We start from the raw sequence: 21,120 nt of genomic DNA on the forward strand, positions 1-21,120 counted from the left end.
GGTACTCACCACTCCAGTACTCACCACAACTCCGCGCTAGCCGCTACCCCGCTGTCCAACTACCTTTCAGAGGCGCTACCCACCGGCAAAGGCGCTACCCACCGGCAAAGGCAATTACCCCACCAGCGCCAAAAGCAGCACCAGCGCTTCAAAGGTGATGGCGTTTTGCCAGTTTAAAAGGCTGGTGCTGTGAGGCGGTAAGGCGTGCGATCGCTAGAATGGCACTCCGCAGTGGAATATCGCATTGGCATAGGGTGTGGTTTCACCAGTGCGGATTACAAAGGACGCTTCCCCTACCAGGGTTTTGAGTTCTTCATGGGAAACCTCGCTCACGTTTTCGATTAAAAGTGAGCGTACTTCTGCTGGTGTTTCTTTAGCGATGGTAACACCTTCGATTACTACTTCATTGAGTACTGCTTCGACGGTGTCAGCGAATCTTGGGATTCCAAACACAAGGGCGAGATCAATAACTGGCACATGTGTTGGGATGGGCAGTCCGCAGTCTGCAATAACAAATGTATCGGTGTGACCCAAACGCGCAATACGACGATTCAGTTCGGGATTCAAAAGTCCCTGCTTTTTCATTGCCTACACCTCAGGAAGCGAATCGTCTTTTGATGGGTATGAGGATTGCGCACCGTACCCCGTGACGGTATAGGCCGCAACACGCGACGCATAGTGCGCGGCGTCGAGAAGCGAATCCCCTTCAGCAAGGCGGGCCACAAGGGAGCCGGTAAACGCGTCACCTGCGCCGGTAGTATCCACAGGAGTTACTTGGGGTGTTGGCACCGCAGTTACGCCTACCCCCTTCTCTCCTACGAGGGCGCCTTCCGGCCCCAGGGTAAGTACAACGCTGCGGAATCCTGCATCAAGCAATGCCTGCGCATCCGCCTGGGGGTCAGGTTTTTCATTTGGCAGGCCGAATTCTGATAAGACCAGCACAGCTTCGTGCTCATTCACAATCAATGGATCGGCCATTAAAAGCTTATTGTGGTCCACCGAAATAACCGGCGCTAAATTCACCACTACGCGGCCGGTCGCGTGGGACACTGCGGTTTCAAACCCGGATGCCGGAATTTCGCCTTGCAAGAGGAGAATATCGGCGTCTCGAATAATATCTGCATGCAAATTCACAAACTTATCGGTTACCCAAGAATTCGCACCTGGTAGCACTACAATGCTGTTTTCACCGTCTTCAGCGACGGTAATTACGGCCATGCCCGTGGTATCACCACGCTTTTCGACGCCCGTCATAATCACGCCAGCATCGACCATCAGCGATGTTGCATTAAAGGCATACGAATCATTTCCAATTGCCCCCACAAATGACACCCGTGCACCTTGCAATGCGGCAGCAACAGCCTGGTTCGCCCCCTTACCACCAGGGGAAATAGTTCCCCCGGTACCAATAACGGTTTCCCCAGGTAAAGGATGACGTTTCACCCACATGCTTAGGTCCGCATTAATCGAACCAACAACCGTAATTCGCTGCATTATGAAAACTCCTTGACGTTTGCGTCAGTAACAGTGACTACCTCCACTGGTACCTCTTTTTCCGGAGTCTCGCCTTTTAGCAGTTTTGCAGCCTCTTCCATAGCCTTCGCACCAAGCTCTGCTGGCTGCTGCGCAATTGTAGCTGCCATACGACCATCAGTGACTGCTTTAATGCCATCTTCCGTGCCATCGAACCCAATAACGAATACATCTTTACCAGCACGCGCACCAAGCGCCTCGATCGCGCCTAACGCCATCTCATCATTCTCCGCGAAAATCGCTTTAATATTCGGATGTGCCTGCAGTAAGTTCGTGGTCACATTTAATCCCTGTACACGGTCAAAACCAGCGGTTTGCTGAGCCACAACTTTAATATTTGGGAAGGCAGCAATACCTTCCATAAAACCCTTGCCGCGGTCACGGGAAGCCGACGATCCGGTAATACCCTGCAATACTAGGACTTCGCCTTCCTCCTGGATGGACTTGGCCAGGGCTTCCGCAGCCTGCTTACCGCCAGCGACATTATCCGAGGCGATAAATGAATCAATGGTTCCGCCATTGGAAGACCTATCTACCGCTACCACCGGAATCTTCGCATTATTTAGGGATTCCACCGCAGGAACTACGGCATCCGAATCAGTCGGGTTCACGATCACCACATTCGCGCCTGAAGTTGCCGCATTATTCAGCTGATTTACCTGCACAGAAGCATCGTTTGAGGCATCTTGAACATTGAGTGAAATACCCATTTCATCAGCCTTCTTTTGCGCACCGTCGCGCAACTGTACAAAGAATGGGTTGGATTGCGTTGACAGCGCCAGTGTGACAGAACCTGTTGCGGCCGAATCGCGGTTACAAGCCACAGCCCCGAATGCAAGTACGGTTGCAGCAGCAACGGCAAGTGTCTTTTTCAGTGGAGAAAACATAAGAGGAATTCCTTTCTAGGATTTAACGAGCTGTTTTATTTCTGATCACGTCAAAGCCGACTGCAAATGCAATTACTAAACCGATTACAATCTGCTGCCAGAACGAACTGACGTTCAGGATGTTCAAACCATTGCGGATAACCGCCAAAAGAATCGCACCAACTAATGTGCCGGTAGCTTTACCAGAACCACCACTTAACGACGCCCCGCCAATCACCACCGCAGCGATCGCATCAAGCTCATAACCAACCGCCGCCTGCGGCTGCGCAGAAGCAAGGCGACCGGTCATTACTAGACCAGCTAGGGCAGCAAACACGCCAGAAAGCGCATACACAATTACTAGAATCTTCTTTACCGGCAGGCCGGAAAGAACCGCCGCCTCAACATTGCCACCAATGGCGTACATAGACCGCCCGATAACAGTACGGCTCAAAATAAACCAACAAAGAAGCCCCGCTATAACCATAGTGACAATTGGTATTGGGATTCCCGCAATAGTGGAACCTAAAATATTGACCTCTCGCGCACTAGCAATCGGTGAACCCTGCGAGATCACCAATGTTGCGCCGCGAGCAATCGACATCATTGCCAGCGTGGCAATAAACGCAGGCAATTTACCGTATGCAATGGAAATACCGCTGATAATGCCTGCTACAAGCCCAGTTACCAACCCTAGAATCAGGGTCAGCCAACCAGGCAGCCCAACATTAGAAAAGGAATATGCGGAGACCATTGCACCGAGGGCAGCAACCGACCCCACAGAAAGATCAATACCCGCCGCAACAATGACGAATGTCATGCCAAACGCCAAAATAGCAACAGTCGCTGCTTGGACGCCAACATTGACCAGGTTATTCACGGTAAGAAAGTGCGGCGTGGCAATAAATAAGGCGACGCACAAAATAACCAGGCCAACGAGGGCGCCATTATTCATCATCCATTGCAGTACTGGATGTTCGGCAGTCTTTTTCATCGTTCTTCCTTCATTTCAGGAACTAAGTGGTCTTTGACTTGGGCTACAGCCAGCTGCATTACATCGTCTTGAGTAGTGCCTTGCGCTGGTAGATCACCCGTAATTCGTCCGCCGGACATCACAAGAATTCGATCCGACATGCCAAGGATCTCTGGCAATTCACTGGAAACCATAAGCACAGCCCCGCCCTGTGCCGTGACTTCATTCATAATGTTATAAATTTCTACTTTTGCTCCGACATCAACGCCACGCGTCGGTTCATCGAGCAATAACACATTCGAACCTGCAAGCACCCATCGACCAAACACAGCCTTTTGTTGGTTACCTCCGGATAGCGAGCGCACCGGCTGATCAATACTCGCCATTCGAATCCGCAATCGTTCCGCAACATCCTGACCGCGTTTCCTTTGACCGCGAAGATCTGCAAGCCCGAATTTGGATGTACTTTTTAGCGTTGCCAATCCAAGATTCTCTAAAACGGGAGCATCTAAAATCAGCCCTTGGGATTTCCTATCCTCCGGAACATGCCCAATACCATGAGCAATCGCTGCGGCAATATTTCCATTTGGCAGCTTCGAACCATTCACATACACCTCACCCGAATCGACCTTATCGGCACCTGCGATCGCCCGAACAACCTCCGTACGCCCCGCACCAACGAGCCCAGCTAAACCAACGACCTCGCCAGCACGGACAGTAAATGAAACATTCTGAAAATTGCCGGCCGAGGTAAGGTTTTTAACTTCCAATAAGGGCTGCCCCTGGGTTGGCGAAATCCGTGGAAATTGATCATCAATATCCCGGCCTACCATCAACTTGACAAGCTCTTTTTCTGGGGTATCCGAAGGTACTTCTGCTACTAAACCACCGTCACGAAGTACCGAAACCGAATCTGCGATTCGGGCGATCTCATCAAGGTGATGGGAAATAAAGATCATTCCCACGCCTTTAGCCCGAAGATCATCAACCACACCAAATAGATGATCGACTTCGCGGCCAGTGAGTGCGGCGGTTGGTTCATCAAGAATAAGAATTCGAGCATTCATGGACAGAGCTTTGGCAATTTCCACAAGCTGTTGGCGCGCAATACCTAATTGGCCTACCGGGGTATCAAGTGAAACATCCACACCAATAATGCGTAAGGCTGCTTCCGCTTGCCTGCGCAAATGCTTATAATTCACCAATCCCCATCGAGATGGAGTACGCCCTAACAGCAGGTTTTCCGCCACGCTCATAGTGGGGACAAGGTTAAGTTCTTGGTGAATAGTCGCAATTCCCAAGGCCTCCGCTGCTTTGGTATTGGGAAGCTTGGTCGGATTTCCGTCGATAATGATTTGGCCAGCATCTGGCTGGTACACGCCCGACATCATTTTGATAAGGGTGGATTTACCCGCTCCGTTTTCTCCTAACAGGGCTTGCACATGTCCCGAACGAACATCGATACTGACATCATCAATCACTTTTACTGGACCAAACGATTTTGAAACATGCTCCAGTCGCAACACAGGATTGTCAGCCATTGTTAATTACCTCCTTGCACCGGAGTGGAACCACGCACAATAAGCGTGGTTGGCAATTTAATAGTTGTAGCCACAGGCTCTCCTTGAAGAATTCGATACAGTTCTTCAAATGCACGTTGTCCCATTTCAGCGACGTGCTGATCAATAATGGTCAACGGCGGATTCTGCAATTGGAAAACCGCAAAATCATCAAAACCAACAAGGGCAAGATCTTTACCGAGGCGAATTTTCCGTTCATGACAGGCCCGAAGCGCACCGATCGTCATCATGGAGTCCCCCGCGATAATCGCCGTAACTGGAGTTTCGAGTAGTTGTTGTGTACCGACATACCCCTCAAACTCTTGATACCCACCCAAATACACAGGTTGTTTCTCTAAGCCTTGCCTCTTACATGCAGTACGAAACGCTTGCAGCCGATCCGAACCAGTAGAGGTATCCAATGGACCTGCAAGATACCCGATCGACGTATGCCCATTGCGCACTAGCAATTCAACCGCAGCCAAGAGTCCTTCAGAAGGATCCGTGCTCACCGATGTGACCGGGACGTCGGAAAGCTCACGGTCCACAAGCACAAGCGGAATATCAAGTTCCGCCAACCGAGCTTCCGAACCTGCATGCGGTACGGCGATAATACCGTCGACGCGCTGCCCTTCGAGTATCCCAATTGCTCTGGCTAATTGCTCTGGATCATCGTTGGAATTTCCAAGCAGTGTATACAATCCCGCTTCTAGTGCTGCCTGCTGAACTGCTGCAGCAAGCTCTGCAAAATAAGGATTTGTCAGATGCGGAATAACTAAACCAATAGTGTTTGTGCGCGATTTACGTAATGCTCGTGCCTGTGCATTTGGCCGATAGTGCAAACGTTGGGCCGCTTGTTGCACAATCTCCTTTGTGTGCAAAGAAATCGCAGGATGATCAGCTAAAGCTCTGGAAACAGTACTTATAGAGAGCCCTGCGTCAGCAGCTACATCTTTGAGTGTTGGAGCACGTTTTTGCACTACAACAACCTCCTCTTCGGCCATCAGACCTTTATGCAAACGTTTGCAGTAGGTGATACCAATGACCGTAAACATGTTCGTCAATCATGTCAAGAGGTACAAATCACACACAAACTATTAACGTGCCCTAAAACACAAAAAGGGTCGCCATACGGCGACCCTTGTATAGAGAAGTTTTTACTTAAAATCAACTTTCACTACATACATTCCTTGAGTTAGTTCAAAGAAGTTAAATCCTGCACGATATCCAAAGGGCAAGACTTCACGCTTTTCCGGATCTAAATAGTTCGTGTAATTAAATTCAATGTCCACGTCGCGAATAGTGCTCCCCCATTCACGAACGCTATATGGGTCTTCAACTTTGAAATGCATCGGCCTCTCATCCAAGCCCCGACGATGCGCCTGTCCACCACCCATTACGCGAGGCGATTCACTGTCATAGCACAAACGTCCACCCGGAAAATGCTGCCCCATTGCGCCAATAAGCTTTTCAACTTCATTCACTTCAAGGTAATGGAACTGGCCAAATGCAATTGCAATAAAACCTCGAGAACCATCGACATGATTCATCCATTCGAGATCTGTGATCGCATACGGAAGGTCCACCCCCGAATCCGAACACAGGTTCGTTCGTGATGCGAGGGTTTCGGGCGTATCAAGGTTGTACACAGTACAATCAAAATCTTGAAGATCATGGGCTAATTGCCCAAAGCCACTACCAATATTCACCACCGCAGCCCCAGGATGCGACTCTAAATACCGAGTTACTTCCTCCACCGCAATAAGATGGCGCAAACCAAATACCATCGCGGTGAAACCTTCCATTTCCCCCAAATTCATGCCTTTATCTTCGGCTGTTTGAACAAACTCTACAGCCCATGGATCAGAGAAACATTCCGGCCACTTTTGCGCTGCCATTGCGCGACCATACAAAGGGAAAATCAGGTTTTGCTGGACTTCAGTTAAACTCATGATGACTAGTGTATAGCCGCACTAGCAGGCGCGCTGTAAGTGGTACAGATGTGACATTTGCTAACCCAAAATCGCCGCCCCCATAGTCGCTTTTAGGTCTCCCATGAGGTTTGCACCACGCGAAACCCGCAGGTGTTCACCTAAAATCATTACAGTTGATTGGTCACCATCTACCAGGTTCAAATACACATCCGATTCGCCAGGATTGGCTTCAAGCACGGTTTTTAGCTTTGCAATGTTCGCCATTGAACATTGATCTGTTCGGAGTGTTAAACGCACCGGCAGACCGGATCCTCCACCAACCCCTAATTCAGGGGCTTTAAGATCATCACAAAAGACACTTGTGCGGTCATCGCGAATGGAAATATGGGCCTTAGCAAGAATGATATTGTCTTCAACAATCAAACTCGACACCATGGCGTAAACCTTGTTGAATACCAGCAATTCAACCGAAGCACCATTGTGATCTTCAACGGTAACAATGGCCCATGGGGATCCATCCTTTTTAGAGAACCTTCGGTCAACAGAGGAAATAATCCCACCAATTACAACCTCAGTACCATGTTTGAGCTCACCAGAAAGAATGGTCGTTAACGCCGTATCGGTTTGCGCCTCTAAAGACTCTTCATAGCCATCAAGCGGGTGCCCAGAAACATACAGGCCAAGCATTTCACGTTCCAGCGCCAATTCATGCTTACGCTCCCATTTCTCATCCGGCACCTGAACCGCAAACATGTTCGAGCTTTCTTCCGCTTCACCGCCAAAGCCTGCAAAGAGATCAAACTGTCCTTTATCAGCAGCTTTCTTAGTGGAAATAACTGAATCAACTGCATCTTCATGGATAAGTACCAAACCCCTGCGAGGATGCCCCATAGAATCAAATGCACCCGCTTTAATTAGCGATTCCGTTACTCGCTTATTACACGGCAAGGTGTCAATTTTATCCAAATAATCGGAGAAATCTTTAAACGGGCCTTTCTCTTTTCGGGTTCGCACAATAGATTCAACGACATCTTCGCCTACATTACGTACAGCACCCAAACCAAATCGAATATCCTCACCAACAGATTGAAAGTTTAGTGCAGATTCATTAACGTCTGGAGACAGTACTTTAATTCCAAGATGGCGGCAATCTGCCAAGTAAATCGCGGATTTATCTTTACGGTCTGCCACGGAAGTAAGCAAAGCCGCCATGTATTCGGCCGTGTAATTGGCCTTTAAATAAGCAGTCCAGAATGAGACCAACCCGTACCCGGCGGCATGCGATTTATTAAACGCATATGATGCAAAAGGCTCGATTGTGTCCCATAATGCTTTAATCGCACCATCGGAGAAACCATTCGATTTCATCCCGGCCTCGAATGTTACAAACTCTTTTGCCAACACTTCGGGCTTCTTTTTACCCATTGCTTTTCGGAATCCATCGGCTTGACCAGCGGTGTAATTGGCCACTTTCTGCGAAATACGCATGATCTGCTCTTGGTACACAATCAGGCCATAAGTATCGGCGAGGATTTCTTTTAATGGCTCTTCCAGCTCTGGGTGAATCGGGGTGATTTTTTCCCTGCCGTTTTTCCGGTCAGCGTAGGCCCAGTGTGCACCCATGCCCATTGGACCCGGACGGTAGAGTGCAAGCGCGGCAACAATATCATCAAAGCCTGTCGGCTCCATGCGCTTAAGCAATTCGCGCATGCCGCCAGAATCGAGCTGGAATACGCCGAGAGTATCGCCACGCGCAAGCAGTTTATAGGTTGCTTCGTTTTCAGTGGTGAGGGTGTCCAAATCGATTTCCTCACCTTTGTTTGCCCGAATATTTTGAATGCAGTCACCAATTACGGTGAGGTTTCGCAGCCCAAGGAAATCCATTTTCAGTAGGCCAATTGCTTCGCAGGCTGGATATGGCCAGCCAGTAATCAGCGCTCCGTCGTTTGGACGCTTCCACATTGGGATGCAGTCAAGCAACGGCACACTAGCCATAATGACCGCACAGGCGTGCACGCCAGCTTGCCGGACCACGCCTTCAAGACCGCGGGCAGTTTCATAAATCTTTTTCACATCCGGGTCGGATTCAATAAGTCCTCGGACTTCTCCGGCCTCTCCGTAGCGTTCATGTTCGGGATCCATAATCCCAGATAGTGGAATGTCTTTTGCCATAATCGCTGGTGGAAGGGCTTTTGTAATCCGATCTGCTATTTGGTATCCGGGTTGCCCAAAAAGTGCGCGCGCCGAGTCCTTGAGCGCTTGTTTCGTTTTCACCGTGCCAAAGGTAATCACTTGCGCTACTTTGTCTTCTCCCCAGTTTTCCGCAGCATAGCGGATCATTTCGCCGCGGCGGCGGTCGTCGAAGTCGATATCAATATCGGGTGCGCTGGGGCGTTCTGGGTTCAAAAACCTCTCAAAGAGCAGCCCGTGTTGGATTGGGTCAATATTTGTAATTGTTAAGGCATATGCTACGAGCGCGCCGGCTGCCGAACCACGACCCGGACCAACCAAGATTCCAACGGAACGTGCATATTTAATAAGCTCAGCCACAATGAGGAAGTAGGAAGGGTACCCCTTCATATCAATTACTTCGATCTCATAATTAGCCCGATCAATATATGCTTGGGGCACTTGCGCGCCTTGGAATCGTTCTTTTAACCCTTCCATTACTTGGTGTTTAAGCCACGATGTTGGGGTATGCCCGCTAGGCACATTGGCAATGGGCATACGGTCATGGGTGTGAGGTTGCCAAAGGGAGCTATAGTCTTGGACCCGTTCGGCAATAAGCAAGGTGTTATCGCATGCACCAGGCACTAGGTTGTCCCAGGTAGCGCGCATTTCTGCCGCCGATTTAATAAAGTAGCCATCCCCGTCGAATTTAAAGCGGTCTGGGTCTTGCATTGTCTTGCCTGTTTGCACACAAAGCATTACCTCATGTGCGTGTGCTTGGTCTTGGAGCACATAGTGGCAGTCATTGGTGACCAATGGCGGTAGATTGAGTTTTTTGCCAATTTCTAGCAATTCACTACGAACTCGGTTTTCAATATCGAGCCCATGATCCATTAACTCTAGGAAGTAATTGTCTTTGCCATAAATGTCTTGCCACATTGCTGCGGCTTCCAGTGCCTCATTGAATTGCCCTAAACGGAGGCGAGTCTGTACGTCTCCAGACGGGCATCCTGTAGTGGCAATAATTCCTGTTGCATTTTCCGCAATAAGTTCCGCATCCATACGAGGCCATTTACTTAACTGACCTTCATAGGACGCCATTGAGGAAAGATAAAAAAGGTTTTGCAGCCCTGTTGCATTTTCCGCGATCATTGTTTGGTGTAAATACGCACCAGAGGCAGAAACATCGTCGGCTTTTTGGTGTGGTTCACCCCAACGAATCCGGTTTTTATTAAAGCGGGATTCAGGCGCTAGATAGGCTTCGATTCCAATAATCGGCTTAATGCCTTCTTCCACCATTTTTCTATAAAACGCATCAGATCCGAACATGTTTCCGTGATCGGTTATGCCTACTGCGGGCATCCCTTGACGTTTCACTTCGGCGGCAAGCATGTCCACCTTCGCCATGCCGTCAAGCATTGAGTATTCGGTGTGGTTATGCAGATGAACGAAGGAGGAATTACTCATAGGTGCCAATTGTACGACACCTTTCAAGCCACTATTGGAGCCCAATTGCACCACGGTTTTATGCATAAGCGACTACGGTGGCGGGTATCCCCCTTAGAAAGGAGTACCGCTATGAATTCACCATTTAGCCTGGTTGGTCGCACCGCAATTGTTACTGGTGGTTCCACCGGAATTGGTTTTGGTATTGCCCGCTGTCTTGCCAATGCGGGCGCAAGTGTCATGGTTGCAGCATTGGATGACCAGCATTTGGCGAACATCACCGACTTTGCCAAAATCGCCTGCGATGTCACCGACCCAGTCGATTGCGCCACCGCTATCGCTGCAACAGTGGAACGTTTTGGGGGCGTCGATATTCTGGCGGCAAATGCCGGCGCATATCCCCAAGCAAGTATTGCGGATATCGACGCCGCGGCCATCGGGCAACTTACCGAGCTCAATGTTGGCGGTATGGCAAATATGGTGGTTGCCGCATTGCCAGAATTACGACGTTCTACCGCCGGTCGAATTATTGTCACCAGTTCCATTACCGGCAACTACACAGGCTTTCCTGGCTGGGCGCATTATGGAGCGACCAAGGCGGCACAACTTGGATATGTTCGTACTGCCGCAATTGAACTAGCCCGCTACGGAATTACCTGCAATGCGGTTTTGCCGGGCAATGTACTCACACCTGGTCTAGAGGAACTTGGCGAAACCTATATCGCGCAAATGGCGCGTTCAGTTCCTAGCGGGGCTTTGGGCACAATCGATGATATCGGCAACACTGTCGCGTTTTTAGCCAGTGATGCTGCAAAGTACATTACGGGCCAAGGCATTGTTATTGATGGTGGACAGATTTTGCCAGAATCCCCTGAAGCACTCGAAACATAACCGCTCCTTGTTTGTGAGTTTTGTGTGCTTTATGTCCGGTGGTTTGGTTGTGTACGTCCGGTGACCTGGGATTTGGTTAGATCTGGTTGGGAGGTGCTCAGTCTTTTCGGGGGTCTGGTCGGTCTTTTCAGACGCTGGTTGGGCGTGTTGTCACAGATTCCATTTTTTCGGCTGTTTTTATGGAATCTGCGACAAACCCCAGGTCAACGATTGTGCACAACATGGGTTGCTGTCGCAAATTCCATTTTTTCGGGCGATTTTCGGGCGATTTTATGGAATCTGCGACAGTAGGGATGAAAACATTACCAGTACGATAGGGTGGGCCTATTAAACTGCAGGTAAAGCCCAGCCCACACCCCGGAAAGCCCAGCCCACACCCAAGGAAAGCAGCTCAAACAACCTAGAAACCGGCTACCCCCCGGAAAGCGATGCAAATCAGCAGCATTAGCCATTTCCAAGCAAGTTCGGCCACCCAAAACAGCCAAGAACAAAAACCAACCTAACCTTCAAAACATCTGGCTTTCAAGACAAGGTTGAAAACTAGGTAATCACCCACATGAGCGAGTACTGTTCGACTCTATGGTCTATGGTGTACTCGCCTACGGCATTTGGGGCTTTTTTGCTGCTTTTTTCCCATTGCTTGCGCCTGCAGCGCCAATGGAGATTCTTGCCCATCGCATCGTTTGGACGGCCGTCCTTATGCTTGGGCTTATTTGGTATACCGGTGGGCTGAAAGAGCTTCGAAGCACACCACGAACAACCTGGCTAACAATAGTGCTGGCCGCGATCGTGATTGCCATAAACTGGCTGGTGTATGTGATCGCGGTTAATAGTGGGCATGTTGCGGAAGCCGCACTCGGATACTTTATTAACCCTTTGGTGAGTGTATTGCTAGGCATGGTTTTTCTGCGGGAACGGCTGCGGAATCTACAGAAACTCTCGGTAGCTATTGCAACGGCTGCTGTGTTGCTTATCACTATTGCGGGTGGCGAACCCCCAATTCTTGGGCTCATTCTCGCTTTTAGTTTTGGGTTTTATGGGCTGATTAAAAAGCGAATTCAGCTCAGTGCATCGACATCACTAGCTGCGGAAACCCTGGTATTGTTCCCATTTGCTGCTGGATTTCTTTTGGTGCTCGAAGCAAATCACACCAGCACGATGTTTCAATATGGAATTTCCCACACCTTACTTTTGATTTCCACGGGGATCATTACTGCTGTGCCACTTTTATGTTTTGGTAAAGCAGCAAAACTTATTCGACTTTCCACTTTAGGAATGTTGCAGTATATGACCCCGAGTGTGCAGATGTTATGGGCGGTGTTGGTTATGCAGGAACAACTCAGCCCAATACGGTGGCTAGGTTTTATTATTATCTGGATTTCGGTGAGTATTTACCTTACGGACTTACTCCTGCACCGAAATAATCGATAACCAACTCCCACTCATTCATGAAAACGCACCGGGCGAATGCCAAAGCGCCCCCAAGCGGCATCTGGTGGTAGTACTTCAATAGCAAAGACACGCTTATCCTCAGCCACTGTTCGCAATAGGTCACCGGAGGCGTGAACGATTACACCGGGGATTGGTTCATTGCCTAAAACATCGGCTCGGGATTTCCCTTTTATGGGTTCCGGCAATGGAATTGCTGCGGTTTCTGTAAGGCGTGCATTGACTCGTGGCAGCGGTTTAAGCAAGATACTTGCTTCACCTGCATTTAAGGGCTCGGTAAAGGTAATCAATGCAAACGAAGGTTCGTCTGCCTCTTCAAGGGAAATTCGAGCACGGGCTTGGTAGTTTTCGGGAGTTTCATTATCCATGCCAAGAGAATCTCCATTGATATTCATAGGTTTGGAAACTCGATCAGATTGCCCAAGCGCTAATACAAGCGCAATAAGCGCGGCCGTCGATAAGCCTGCTACAACAACGCGTGTTTCCATTTACCCCTCACGAAGAACATCGAGCGCGTGTTGCAAATCAGGCGGATATGGCGAAGTAATTTCCATATAACGACCGTCCGCAGGATGCGTAAAACCCAAGTGAACGGCGTGTAGCCACTGCCGGATAAGGCCCAGGCGTTCGGAAAGCTTAGGGTCCGCGCCATACATTGGGTCGCCACAACAAGGGTGGTGCAATGCCGAAAAATGCACGCGGATTTGGTGAGTACGCCCGGTTTCCAAATGGATCTCCAATAATGAGGCTTCACGAAACGCCTCAATGGTTTCATAATGTGTCACCGAGTGTTTACCGTCGCTTGTTACGGCAAACCGCCAACCAGCCGAGGGGTGACGGCCAATCGGAGCTTCGATCGTCCCCGATAATGGGTCAAGGTGCCCTTGAACTAGGGCATGATATGTTTTGGTCACCGTCCGATCCCGAAATGCGCGTTTTAGCACTGTATATGCGCGTTCCGACGCCGCGACCACCATCACCCCGGAAGTGCCAACGTCCAGGCGCTGCACAATCCCTTTTCGCTCTGGTGGCCCCGAGGTAGAAATCCGAAACCCGGCAGCCGCTAATCCTCCAATAACCGTTGGCCCATCCCAACCAACCGTAGGGTGCGCCGCTACCCCAACGGGTTTATCCACCACAATGACATCTTCGTCGGAGTACAGAATATCCATACCCTCTACGAGTTCTTCTTTTGGCAATAACGGTTCCTTTGGGGCGGGCAAAGTCACATCCAGCCATGTGCCCGCCGCAAGCCGGTCCGATTTACCAACAAGCTTGCCGTCTATAAACACATCCCCCGCTGCGGCAAGTTCTGCCGCACTAGTTCGAGAGATACCAAGTAATTTCGATAACGCGGCGTCTACACGCATACCATCCAGCCCTTCGGGGACAGGCATTTGGCGAGACTCCCGCATTAGGCACGCACCTTTCGTTCCTCCATCATCACACCAATAAGATAAACCACAACACCGACAGTAATTGCGCTATCCGCAATATTGAATACGGCAAAACTCCCTATTGAAATAAAGTCCACAACATGGCCGAAAAAGAAACCTGGTTCCCGTGCAAGCCGGTCAATAAGGTTTCCCAGCGCCCCACCCGCAATCATCCCAATCCCAATCGCTTGGACGGTATGGGTAACACGCCGCGCATACACCGCAACACCAACCACAAAACTCAATTGGATAAGTGTAAATAACCAGGTCAGATTTTGCCCCATGGAAAACGCAGCACCTGGATTAAATAGCAATAGAAACCGAAACCAATCACCAATCACTGGTTTTGGGACATTCGGAGTCAATGTCTGAAGCACCCACATCTTCGAAAGCTGATCGATCACAGCTACGAATGGGATTATCCCTAATACGAGTCTCGCCTTATTGGTCACGCAATACATCATTCCTTATGTGGTAGGTGTTTTCCCACTCCGCGCTTCGGTAGGTTGGATCATGTGCAAGCTCGAACCCGTATACTTTCCGCCCTGTGCGCGGCCCTCCTGCTCACTTCCTGCGCAGAGGACAGCACGAGTGACCCCCCCATCGCCGTACAAGCCGATGCAGTGAAAGTAACAGTAAATAATAATGGAAGCGGAAACAAGCAAACACTACGTTTCCAACCAACCAGCCAAGATCAACAGGCGACGCTCACCGTTGATGATGGGTTCCATCAAACCACCTCAAACGGAGACGAATCCCCCGAAGAAATCCAAACAATGACTCTTCCCGTGACCGCAAACGCAAGCGATGAGCGGAAGGTAACACTAACCGTTGGTACCCCCACCTACTCTGATAGCAGCCTCAACGAAGAACTCGCAACTGCAAAGGACTTTCGTGTCAGTTGGCAAGGTGACACTACCGGACGGATTGAAACACTTGAATTCTCCGCACCGCCAAATGCCACCGATACCGCCCGAGCAGCAACAGAACGTTTCCTCCAACATGTACTGAACATGCCGATTGTATTCCCTGAAGAAGAAATCGGCGAGGGGGCCAAATGGCAGGTAGAAAGCAGAGTCAGCGGCGGCTCCACACTACTTCAAACCACCACATTTATTGCCAAAAAAATCCAAGGCTCGCAGGTGGAATTGGATGTAGTAGTTGAGCAGCGACCAGCTGTAGGGGCACTCCCAGTCACGGATTCTCAGGGGAAATCCATGGGAGATCTAAAAGTTCTCGATTCGAAGACAAATTCGCAGGGCAGTTTGGTTATTGATCTGCAAAACCCTCTCCCGAAAGGAAACATTCAATTCACCACTACGGTGCAATATGGTGGCGATTCCAATGTCACGGTCACTCAAACCGCAACAACTCGCATTGCATATAAGTAACTATTAGAAACTGCCCCAGGGCAAGACAGTCACTATTGAAAGCGACACCTTGCCCTGAGGCAATAATTATTCGCTGTAATTATCCACTAATGGATGCTACGGAATCACGACACTTTGCATGTAGAGATACCAAATACCCGATATAGTGGGCAGAATCCCGTAGCGGCAGTGCCCAACATAATGGCTGAAATTGCCCACATAGCCTTGGAAACTGGGCCCGTAGTTTCCCTAGCAATCGCACCAGTAATAGCGCCAATGCCTACGCGAATAACTCTGTCCAGGAAACGTTCGTTTTTCTTCATGGGCCCAGCCTAGAAATTTCCCCTATGCGAGGCGAGGGGCTGTGAGTGAATTAACACTCACAGGGGTTTATGGTGCCGGTGCTGGAGGCGCAGCGGGAGGTTCTGCAGGAGGTGGAGGTGGTACCTCCGCGCCTGGTTCACCCGGTGCTGGAGCTGGAGGTGGCGGAGCGTCGGCAGGCGGTGGGACAGGAGCAGGAACATCACCATGGCACATAGGTGGAACCTGTTCTGGGGGCACGGTATTTGTAATCAATGTACAAGCCCAAGTTTGGGAAAGCTTCCAGGTATTGTCCTCGAAGATAAATTCCACATTGTCCGCAACCTGAGGTTCGCGGTCAGGAAGAGTGAAATTCACGGTAGCCAATACTGAATTTGGAGTATAACCAGGCAAAACTGGTGGAACTACCTGGAAATCAGCGCCAGATTCTTGCTTTGAGCGCGTCATAGTTTCAAAAAGTTCTGGAGCAGCCTCGCCACCCTGTACAGTGCGAATCTTCTCCTCTACGGAAGCATCTGGATTGGTAGCAACCGCCAGTACCGCATTAAGATCATCAGCCGTAGGCTGCGGCGCATTCGCCGAAGATGCAGCAGACGAAGACGCAGAACTGGAAGCGGCAGACGTCTTTGACGTCTCAGAATCACCCCCAAGGAATGGAATATTTCCCGGCAACGACCCACACGCACTAAGCGTGAAGGCAGCGACGCCGATGGTTACGGCGGTGTAAATTCTCTTCACTGAATACTCTCCTCTTCGATGCCTCGAGTTCGGGCTATCACCACAATGCGAAACCATGGTACACGTGATGCAAATGTGGCCACACTAAGCTATTGCTATGAGCAAAATTATCGTGATCACCACTGGCGGCACAATCGCATGTACAACAGACCCCAATGGCGCCCTTATTCCTACTGTAAGTGGGGAAGCGCTTGTTCAGCCACTTATCAGCAGATTTGACAATACGTCCATTGAGGTTCGCGAACTCACACGACTTGATTCCGCAAGTATGACCTTCGCCGATATCGACGAGATCGTTCTTGCTGTTCACGATGCCCTCGAAGACCCAGATGTTACTGGTGTAGTGGTCACACACGGTACGGATTCCATGCAAGAAACAGCTTTAGCTGTGGATACGTTCCACTCAGACCACAGACCCGTCGTATTTACCGGCGCACAAAAACCTTTTGACCACCCAGAATCAGATGGCTTAACCAACCTTTTCGAATCAATCATTATTGCCAGTGACAACTCGGCAAAAAATCTTGGCGTGCTGATTGTATTCTGCCATGCCGTAATCCCCGTTCGGGGGTGCGTCAAATGGCATACCACTGACGAACTGGCATTCGCCACCAATGGTCCCGAAGAGGCGACTCGCGCAGAACCTCTACTCCCCCGCCCCTTGAAAGACACTCGCATCGACATTATCTCGGCCTACCCCGGAGCCCCCCGCGATCTTATCGACGCCGCGATCACCGCAGGCACCCAAGGACTCGTTATTGAAGGCATGGGTGGCGGCAATGTTGGCAAAGAAGTCGCACTAGCGCTCGAAGAGGCACTGGGGAAAGGCATTCCCGTGGTAATCACTACGCGGGTACCACGTGGCGATGTCCACGGAACGTATGGGGGTGTCGGCGGCGGTGCAACACTCGCGGCGAAAGGTGCCATTGGATCTACATATTTCCGCTCTGGACAGGCGCGGGTTCTTCTTGCTATTGCAGTGGCAACCGGTACACACCCCGCAACGCTATTCTAACGACTGCAAACCCAGGCTTTTTACGTATCGATGGCCTCATCTTCTGCTAACCAATCATCCCAATCGAGGCTTCGTAGCGGATCTCCAACTTCAAGCAAGGGGTCATCGATAGCAAAACTGCGTGTTTTCCCCTGCATGGTAGTCCTAGTTTCAAACCGCACCGACACAACACCATGACCCGCTCCTTGCACCCACCCATGGCCAAATCCGGGATGAAACACGTCCTGGGTTGGGCGCCACCCTCGCGAATCCTCAACGTTTACTTCAATTGCTGGCGCATTGCTGCCTCGCACACCGCTTTCCCAATCTGAATCAAAACTTGCGGCAGGCGCTAAATCAGGAAACAACAACTCTTGATACACGTGCTCAAGATTGGAAAAAGAAACTCCCACAAGCCGAATTGGCCCAACATCATCGGGGTACCGAGTAAGCATTCGCGCGGCATTCCGAAGTACCGCTTCATTATCTGACGCGAACGGTAACGACATTGATCGACTTTCCGAATGAAAATCAGCCATTCGGAGTTTTACTGTGACAGTGCGGGCACCACGCCCATCCTTAGCTAGCCTCCGCAATGCCTCTTGTGCAGCCCGCTCCACCGCCGCATCTACAGCAATTCGAGTAAGTAGGTCTTTGGGGTACGTATGCTCACTGGAAATTTGCTTAGCTTCCGCCCGTTCAGCTAGTGGTCTGTTGTCCACTCCTCGGGCGAGTTCCCATAAACCCAACCCAAGCGAACCGAGCGTCACTTCAACGTCTTTGGCATTGAGTGCGGCAAATTCACCAATTGTTGTGACGCCGATTCGCTGTAATTTTGTTTCAGCAACAGGCCCAATTCCCCAAAGCTTGCGCACTGGCATTGGAGCAAGCATTTGGCTTTGTTCAGCAGCAGAAATAACACACACTCCATCGGGTTTTGCCAGGCCAGAACCAATTTTTGCGTATTGTTTACCGGTTCCAGCACCTACTGAACTTGGTAAACCTGTTTCCTGCCGAATTAACGCCCGTAGTTCATTAGCCCATTCACGGACATGCTCGGCACTCGCACCTTGTATTTCAGGGGGTTCCAAAAAAGCCTCGTCAATGCCAAGCTGCTCTACATTGACTGCTTTTTTGCGGACCAGCTCAAACACGCGCCGCGAAGCCGTTGAATACACAATAAATCTGGGTAATACCACTACACCTCGGAAACCTACTAGTGTTCGTGCTTGCTGCATTGGCATTGCGGAGCGCGCACCGAATGCTCGTGCCTCATAGGACGCCCCCGCAACAACTCCACGGCCAGAAAGACCGCCCACGAGTACGGGTCTTCCTCGAAGCGTGGGTCTAGTGAGCTGTTCAACGGAGGCGAAAAAAGCGTCCATATCAATGTGCAATACCCAGCGCTGCATAAAACTAGCGTAAAGGAAGGCTGGAAACCATAAAACTCTGATGATAGTTCGATTAAATCACTCGGCATCCTATTAGGAATCGAAAAGATTTCCAGTATCACCGACGCAAAACATACGCCACACTCATTTAGTCTTCTCTATGCCATCTTTAGAATAAACTTTCGCTTACACTTATAAAGCAAATGTAATCCATGCACGGCTATCACGCACACACTCAAGCTCGGTATACATAGAACAGGAATGGCTAACATTTTCATAACTCAATTGCGAATATATAACTTAGGCCCTTTGACCGTTAGCCTTCGTCTTACCAGCCCTCAATGACCGACACCAGAGCGTTTCTTTTACTTAAATTAAGCGGTGAATTTTGCACCAATAACTGAGATTTACATTAATTTCTCATTCGAATAACAGCTATTTTCTATAGATCGCTTGACCTCTCGAGTCGTGTCGTTTCTACTAGTCATATTCGCTCTACCTCTTTGTTATTTGCTCGCAATCAAAATATCGAAGGCAACCACCTGCTCAACAACTTTTACGCATATGACAATTATCAAATCTAAACATTCCCTACACTCATCATCCACCACTTCGTTATCTCCAGATATTCACTGGAAGCCACGGCATATCGTCCCGATTACGGACTTCTGCGCCATTGGTTTTTCATTACTGCTGGGAATTACCCTAAGCAACCGGTACGCCCAATACAACGCGCCGAATTTAACGGATAAGACGCACCTACTAGGTCTTACCGCACTTGCAGTCCTATGGATGCTGGGAATTTGGTATCAAAAAGGGTACACATTAGATGCCTGCCTCCGCAGCAACATTGGCATAAAAATGGCGCTAAAGAGCACTTTTTATGTCGCGGGTGGCTTAGCAATCGTCGATGCGTTTTTTGGTCTCCCCCTGGTAAACCCATATCTAGCAATTAGTTTCCCAAGTGGGTTCCTGCTTATTGCCGCATCACGCGCAATCACTGCGCTTATTATCCGCCGCGTAAAACGTGCACGACCTTCCCGGCTACTATTCGTCGGACAATCCGACGATATTCTTGATGTAGTCGGAAATAATTTTGAATCAAGGTTTCCTTTCCATGAGGTAGCGGCGGTTTCACTCACCGACCCAGAAAACCAGCATAAACTACGCAAGATCGAAAATTGTGAGGTAGTTACTTACACGTCCAATATGGATGTTGCGCAAATAGCAAAACGTTTTCGTTGCGACGCCGTGTGGGTAGCTTCTGTAAGCAACTTTGGGCATAAAAATCTTCGGCGACTCGCCTGGCATCTTCGCAATGCAAAAGCAAAACTCTACTTGGAACCAATGCTCGAGGGCGTCGCCGAAAACCGACTGAGTGCTACCCCAATCGGCCCACGAACAGTCTTGTCGATTGAACGTCCACGAATCAGCGCCGCAAACGGTTGGGTAAAACGAGGATTCGACATTACCTTTTCCGTAATCATGCTCATTATTGTCTCCCCTGTCATGATTATTACCGCGATCGCAATCAAGTTTGAAGATGGTGGCCCTATTTTCTATAAAAGCGAACGCATCGGGAAAAAGGGCGAACCCTATTATGTGTGGAAATTCCGCAGTATGTGCATTGATGCCGAGGAAAAAATCCAAGCACTGATCCAACAAAATGGAGGGCAATCGTTGCTTTTTAAAATGAAAGACGATCCTCGTGTCACTCGGGTTGGAAAGTTCATCCGCAAATACAGCATCGATGAACTGCCCCAATTCTTCAATACAATTAATGGAACCATGAGTGTCGTTGGTCCGCGCCCACAAGTACAGCGCGAAGTCGATGAATACGATAGCGATATGCACATGCGGCTTGAAGTTCCTCCAGGAATCACCGGCCTATGGCAAGTCAGTGGACGCTCAAATCTTAGCCCACAATTAGCCCAAGCCCTTGACCTCTACTATGTAGACAATTGGAGCTTTTGCCTTGATATACGGATTATATTTGCAACACTTAAAGCAGTGCTAAAACCAGAAGGTGCGTACTGAGCACTTCTCAACC

At 49.7% G+C, this 21,120-nt stretch carries 19 protein-coding genes; 5 read left to right on the forward strand and 14 right to left on the reverse strand.

All coding sequences use genetic code 11. The features are described from left to right. Positions 1-213: 213 nt before the first annotated feature. The 8 genes from rbsD to dnaE all read right to left on the reverse strand — a co-directional run bounded on the left by rbsD (position 214) and on the right by dnaE (position 10,501). Positions 214-585: a D-ribose pyranase gene (gene rbsD / locus CFREI_RS08930; RefSeq protein WP_027011946.1), complete on the reverse strand. Its 372-nt coding sequence runs from the start codon at positions 583-585 to the stop codon at positions 214-216. Between the two features lie 3 nt (positions 586-588). Further along, positions 589-1,497, reverse strand: a complete 909-nt coding sequence (locus tag CFREI_RS08935) for a ribokinase (RefSeq protein WP_156907699.1) — start codon at positions 1,495-1,497, stop codon at positions 589-591. Next, positions 1,494-2,420, reverse strand: coding sequence for a D-ribose ABC transporter substrate-binding protein (locus tag CFREI_RS08940; RefSeq protein ID WP_027011944.1), 927 nt, complete (start codon positions 2,418-2,420; stop codon positions 1,494-1,496). Before CFREI_RS08940 ends, CFREI_RS08935 begins: the two co-directional genes overlap by 4 nt. Before the next feature lie 22 nt (positions 2,421-2,442). Further along, complete coding sequence (locus CFREI_RS08945) at positions 2,443-3,393, reverse strand: ABC transporter permease (protein ID WP_027011943.1); 951 nt, start codon at positions 3,391-3,393, stop codon at positions 2,443-2,445. Then, positions 3,390-4,913: a sugar ABC transporter ATP-binding protein gene (locus tag CFREI_RS08950; protein ID WP_027011942.1), complete on the reverse strand. Its 1,524-nt coding sequence runs from the start codon at positions 4,911-4,913 to the stop codon at positions 3,390-3,392. Before CFREI_RS08950 ends, CFREI_RS08945 begins: the two co-directional genes overlap by 4 nt. Before the next feature lie 2 nt (positions 4,914-4,915). Beyond that, positions 4,916-5,986 carry a LacI family DNA-binding transcriptional regulator gene (locus CFREI_RS08955; RefSeq protein ID WP_084170650.1) on the reverse strand — a complete coding sequence of 357 codons (1,071 nt, stop codon included), beginning with the start codon at positions 5,984-5,986 and terminating at the stop codon, positions 4,916-4,918. A gap of 102 nt (positions 5,987-6,088) precedes the next feature. Further along, positions 6,089-6,883, reverse strand: coding sequence for a class I SAM-dependent methyltransferase (locus CFREI_RS08960; protein WP_027011940.1), 795 nt, complete (start codon positions 6,881-6,883; stop codon positions 6,089-6,091). A gap of 60 nt (positions 6,884-6,943) precedes the next feature. Then, positions 6,944-10,501 carry a DNA polymerase III subunit alpha gene (dnaE, locus tag CFREI_RS08965; RefSeq protein WP_035111724.1) on the reverse strand — a complete coding sequence of 1,186 codons (3,558 nt, stop codon included), beginning with the start codon at positions 10,499-10,501 and terminating at the stop codon, positions 6,944-6,946. A gap of 111 nt (positions 10,502-10,612) precedes the next feature. Between dnaE and CFREI_RS08970 the strand changes: the two genes are divergently transcribed. Beyond that, a complete protein-coding gene (locus CFREI_RS08970; protein WP_027011938.1) occupies positions 10,613-11,371 on the forward strand; it encodes an SDR family oxidoreductase in 759 nt (252 codons plus the stop codon). A 579-nt stretch (positions 11,372-11,950) separates the two neighbouring features. After that, positions 11,951-12,802 carry an EamA family transporter RarD gene (gene rarD, locus CFREI_RS08975; RefSeq protein ID WP_027011937.1) on the forward strand — a complete coding sequence of 284 codons (852 nt, stop codon included), beginning with the start codon at positions 11,951-11,953 and terminating at the stop codon, positions 12,800-12,802. Positions 12,803-12,813: 11 nt separating this feature from the next. Here the strand turns inward: rarD and CFREI_RS08980 are convergent, their stop codons facing one another. From CFREI_RS08980 to lspA, 3 genes are read right to left on the reverse strand one after another with little or no spacing between them, the layout of a single operon-like run. After that, entirely contained in the window at positions 12,814-13,308 is a 495-nt protein-coding gene (locus tag CFREI_RS08980; protein ID WP_027011936.1) for a hypothetical protein, read from the reverse strand. Beyond that, positions 13,309-14,235 (reverse strand): RluA family pseudouridine synthase, encoded by a 927-nt coding sequence (locus tag CFREI_RS08985; RefSeq protein ID WP_027011935.1) that lies wholly within the window; start codon positions 14,233-14,235, stop codon positions 13,309-13,311. After that, complete coding sequence (gene lspA / locus CFREI_RS08990; protein WP_240483194.1) at positions 14,235-14,639, reverse strand: signal peptidase II; 405 nt, start codon at positions 14,637-14,639, stop codon at positions 14,235-14,237. The genes CFREI_RS08985 and lspA overlap by 1 nt, the downstream gene beginning before the upstream one ends. 132 nt (positions 14,640-14,771) lie before the next feature. On the opposite strand from lspA, the gene CFREI_RS08995 reads away from it, so the two are divergent. Further along, a complete protein-coding gene (locus CFREI_RS08995) occupies positions 14,772-15,647 on the forward strand; it encodes a hypothetical protein (RefSeq protein WP_027011933.1) in 876 nt (291 codons plus the stop codon). 104 nt (positions 15,648-15,751) lie between these two features. Here the strand turns inward: CFREI_RS08995 and CFREI_RS09000 are convergent, their stop codons facing one another. After that, positions 15,752-15,949 (reverse strand): YgaP family membrane protein, encoded by a 198-nt coding sequence (locus CFREI_RS09000; protein ID WP_027011932.1) that lies wholly within the window; start codon positions 15,947-15,949, stop codon positions 15,752-15,754. Between the two features lie 67 nt (positions 15,950-16,016). Next, complete coding sequence (locus tag CFREI_RS09005; RefSeq protein WP_420834525.1) at positions 16,017-16,742, reverse strand: WKL family lipoprotein; 726 nt, start codon at positions 16,740-16,742, stop codon at positions 16,017-16,019. 40 nt (positions 16,743-16,782) lie between these two features. On the opposite strand from CFREI_RS09005, the gene CFREI_RS09010 reads away from it, so the two are divergent. After that, on the forward strand, positions 16,783-17,700 hold the full coding sequence (locus CFREI_RS09010; RefSeq protein ID WP_027011930.1) for an asparaginase: 918 nt from the start codon (positions 16,783-16,785) through the stop codon (positions 17,698-17,700). 20 nt (positions 17,701-17,720) lie between these two features. Here the strand turns inward: CFREI_RS09010 and CFREI_RS09015 are convergent, their stop codons facing one another. Continuing rightward, positions 17,721-19,091: a DNA polymerase IV gene (locus CFREI_RS09015; RefSeq protein ID WP_027011929.1), complete on the reverse strand. Its 1,371-nt coding sequence runs from the start codon at positions 19,089-19,091 to the stop codon at positions 17,721-17,723. A 543-nt stretch (positions 19,092-19,634) separates the two neighbouring features. On the opposite strand from CFREI_RS09015, the gene CFREI_RS09020 reads away from it, so the two are divergent. Next, a complete protein-coding gene (locus CFREI_RS09020) occupies positions 19,635-21,107 on the forward strand; it encodes a sugar transferase (protein ID WP_084170649.1) in 1,473 nt (490 codons plus the stop codon). Positions 21,108-21,120: the final 13 nt, after the last annotated feature.

Source organism: Corynebacterium freiburgense (assembly GCF_030408815.1).
Taxonomy (GTDB): domain Bacteria; phylum Actinomycetota; class Actinomycetes; order Mycobacteriales; family Mycobacteriaceae; genus Corynebacterium; species Corynebacterium freiburgense.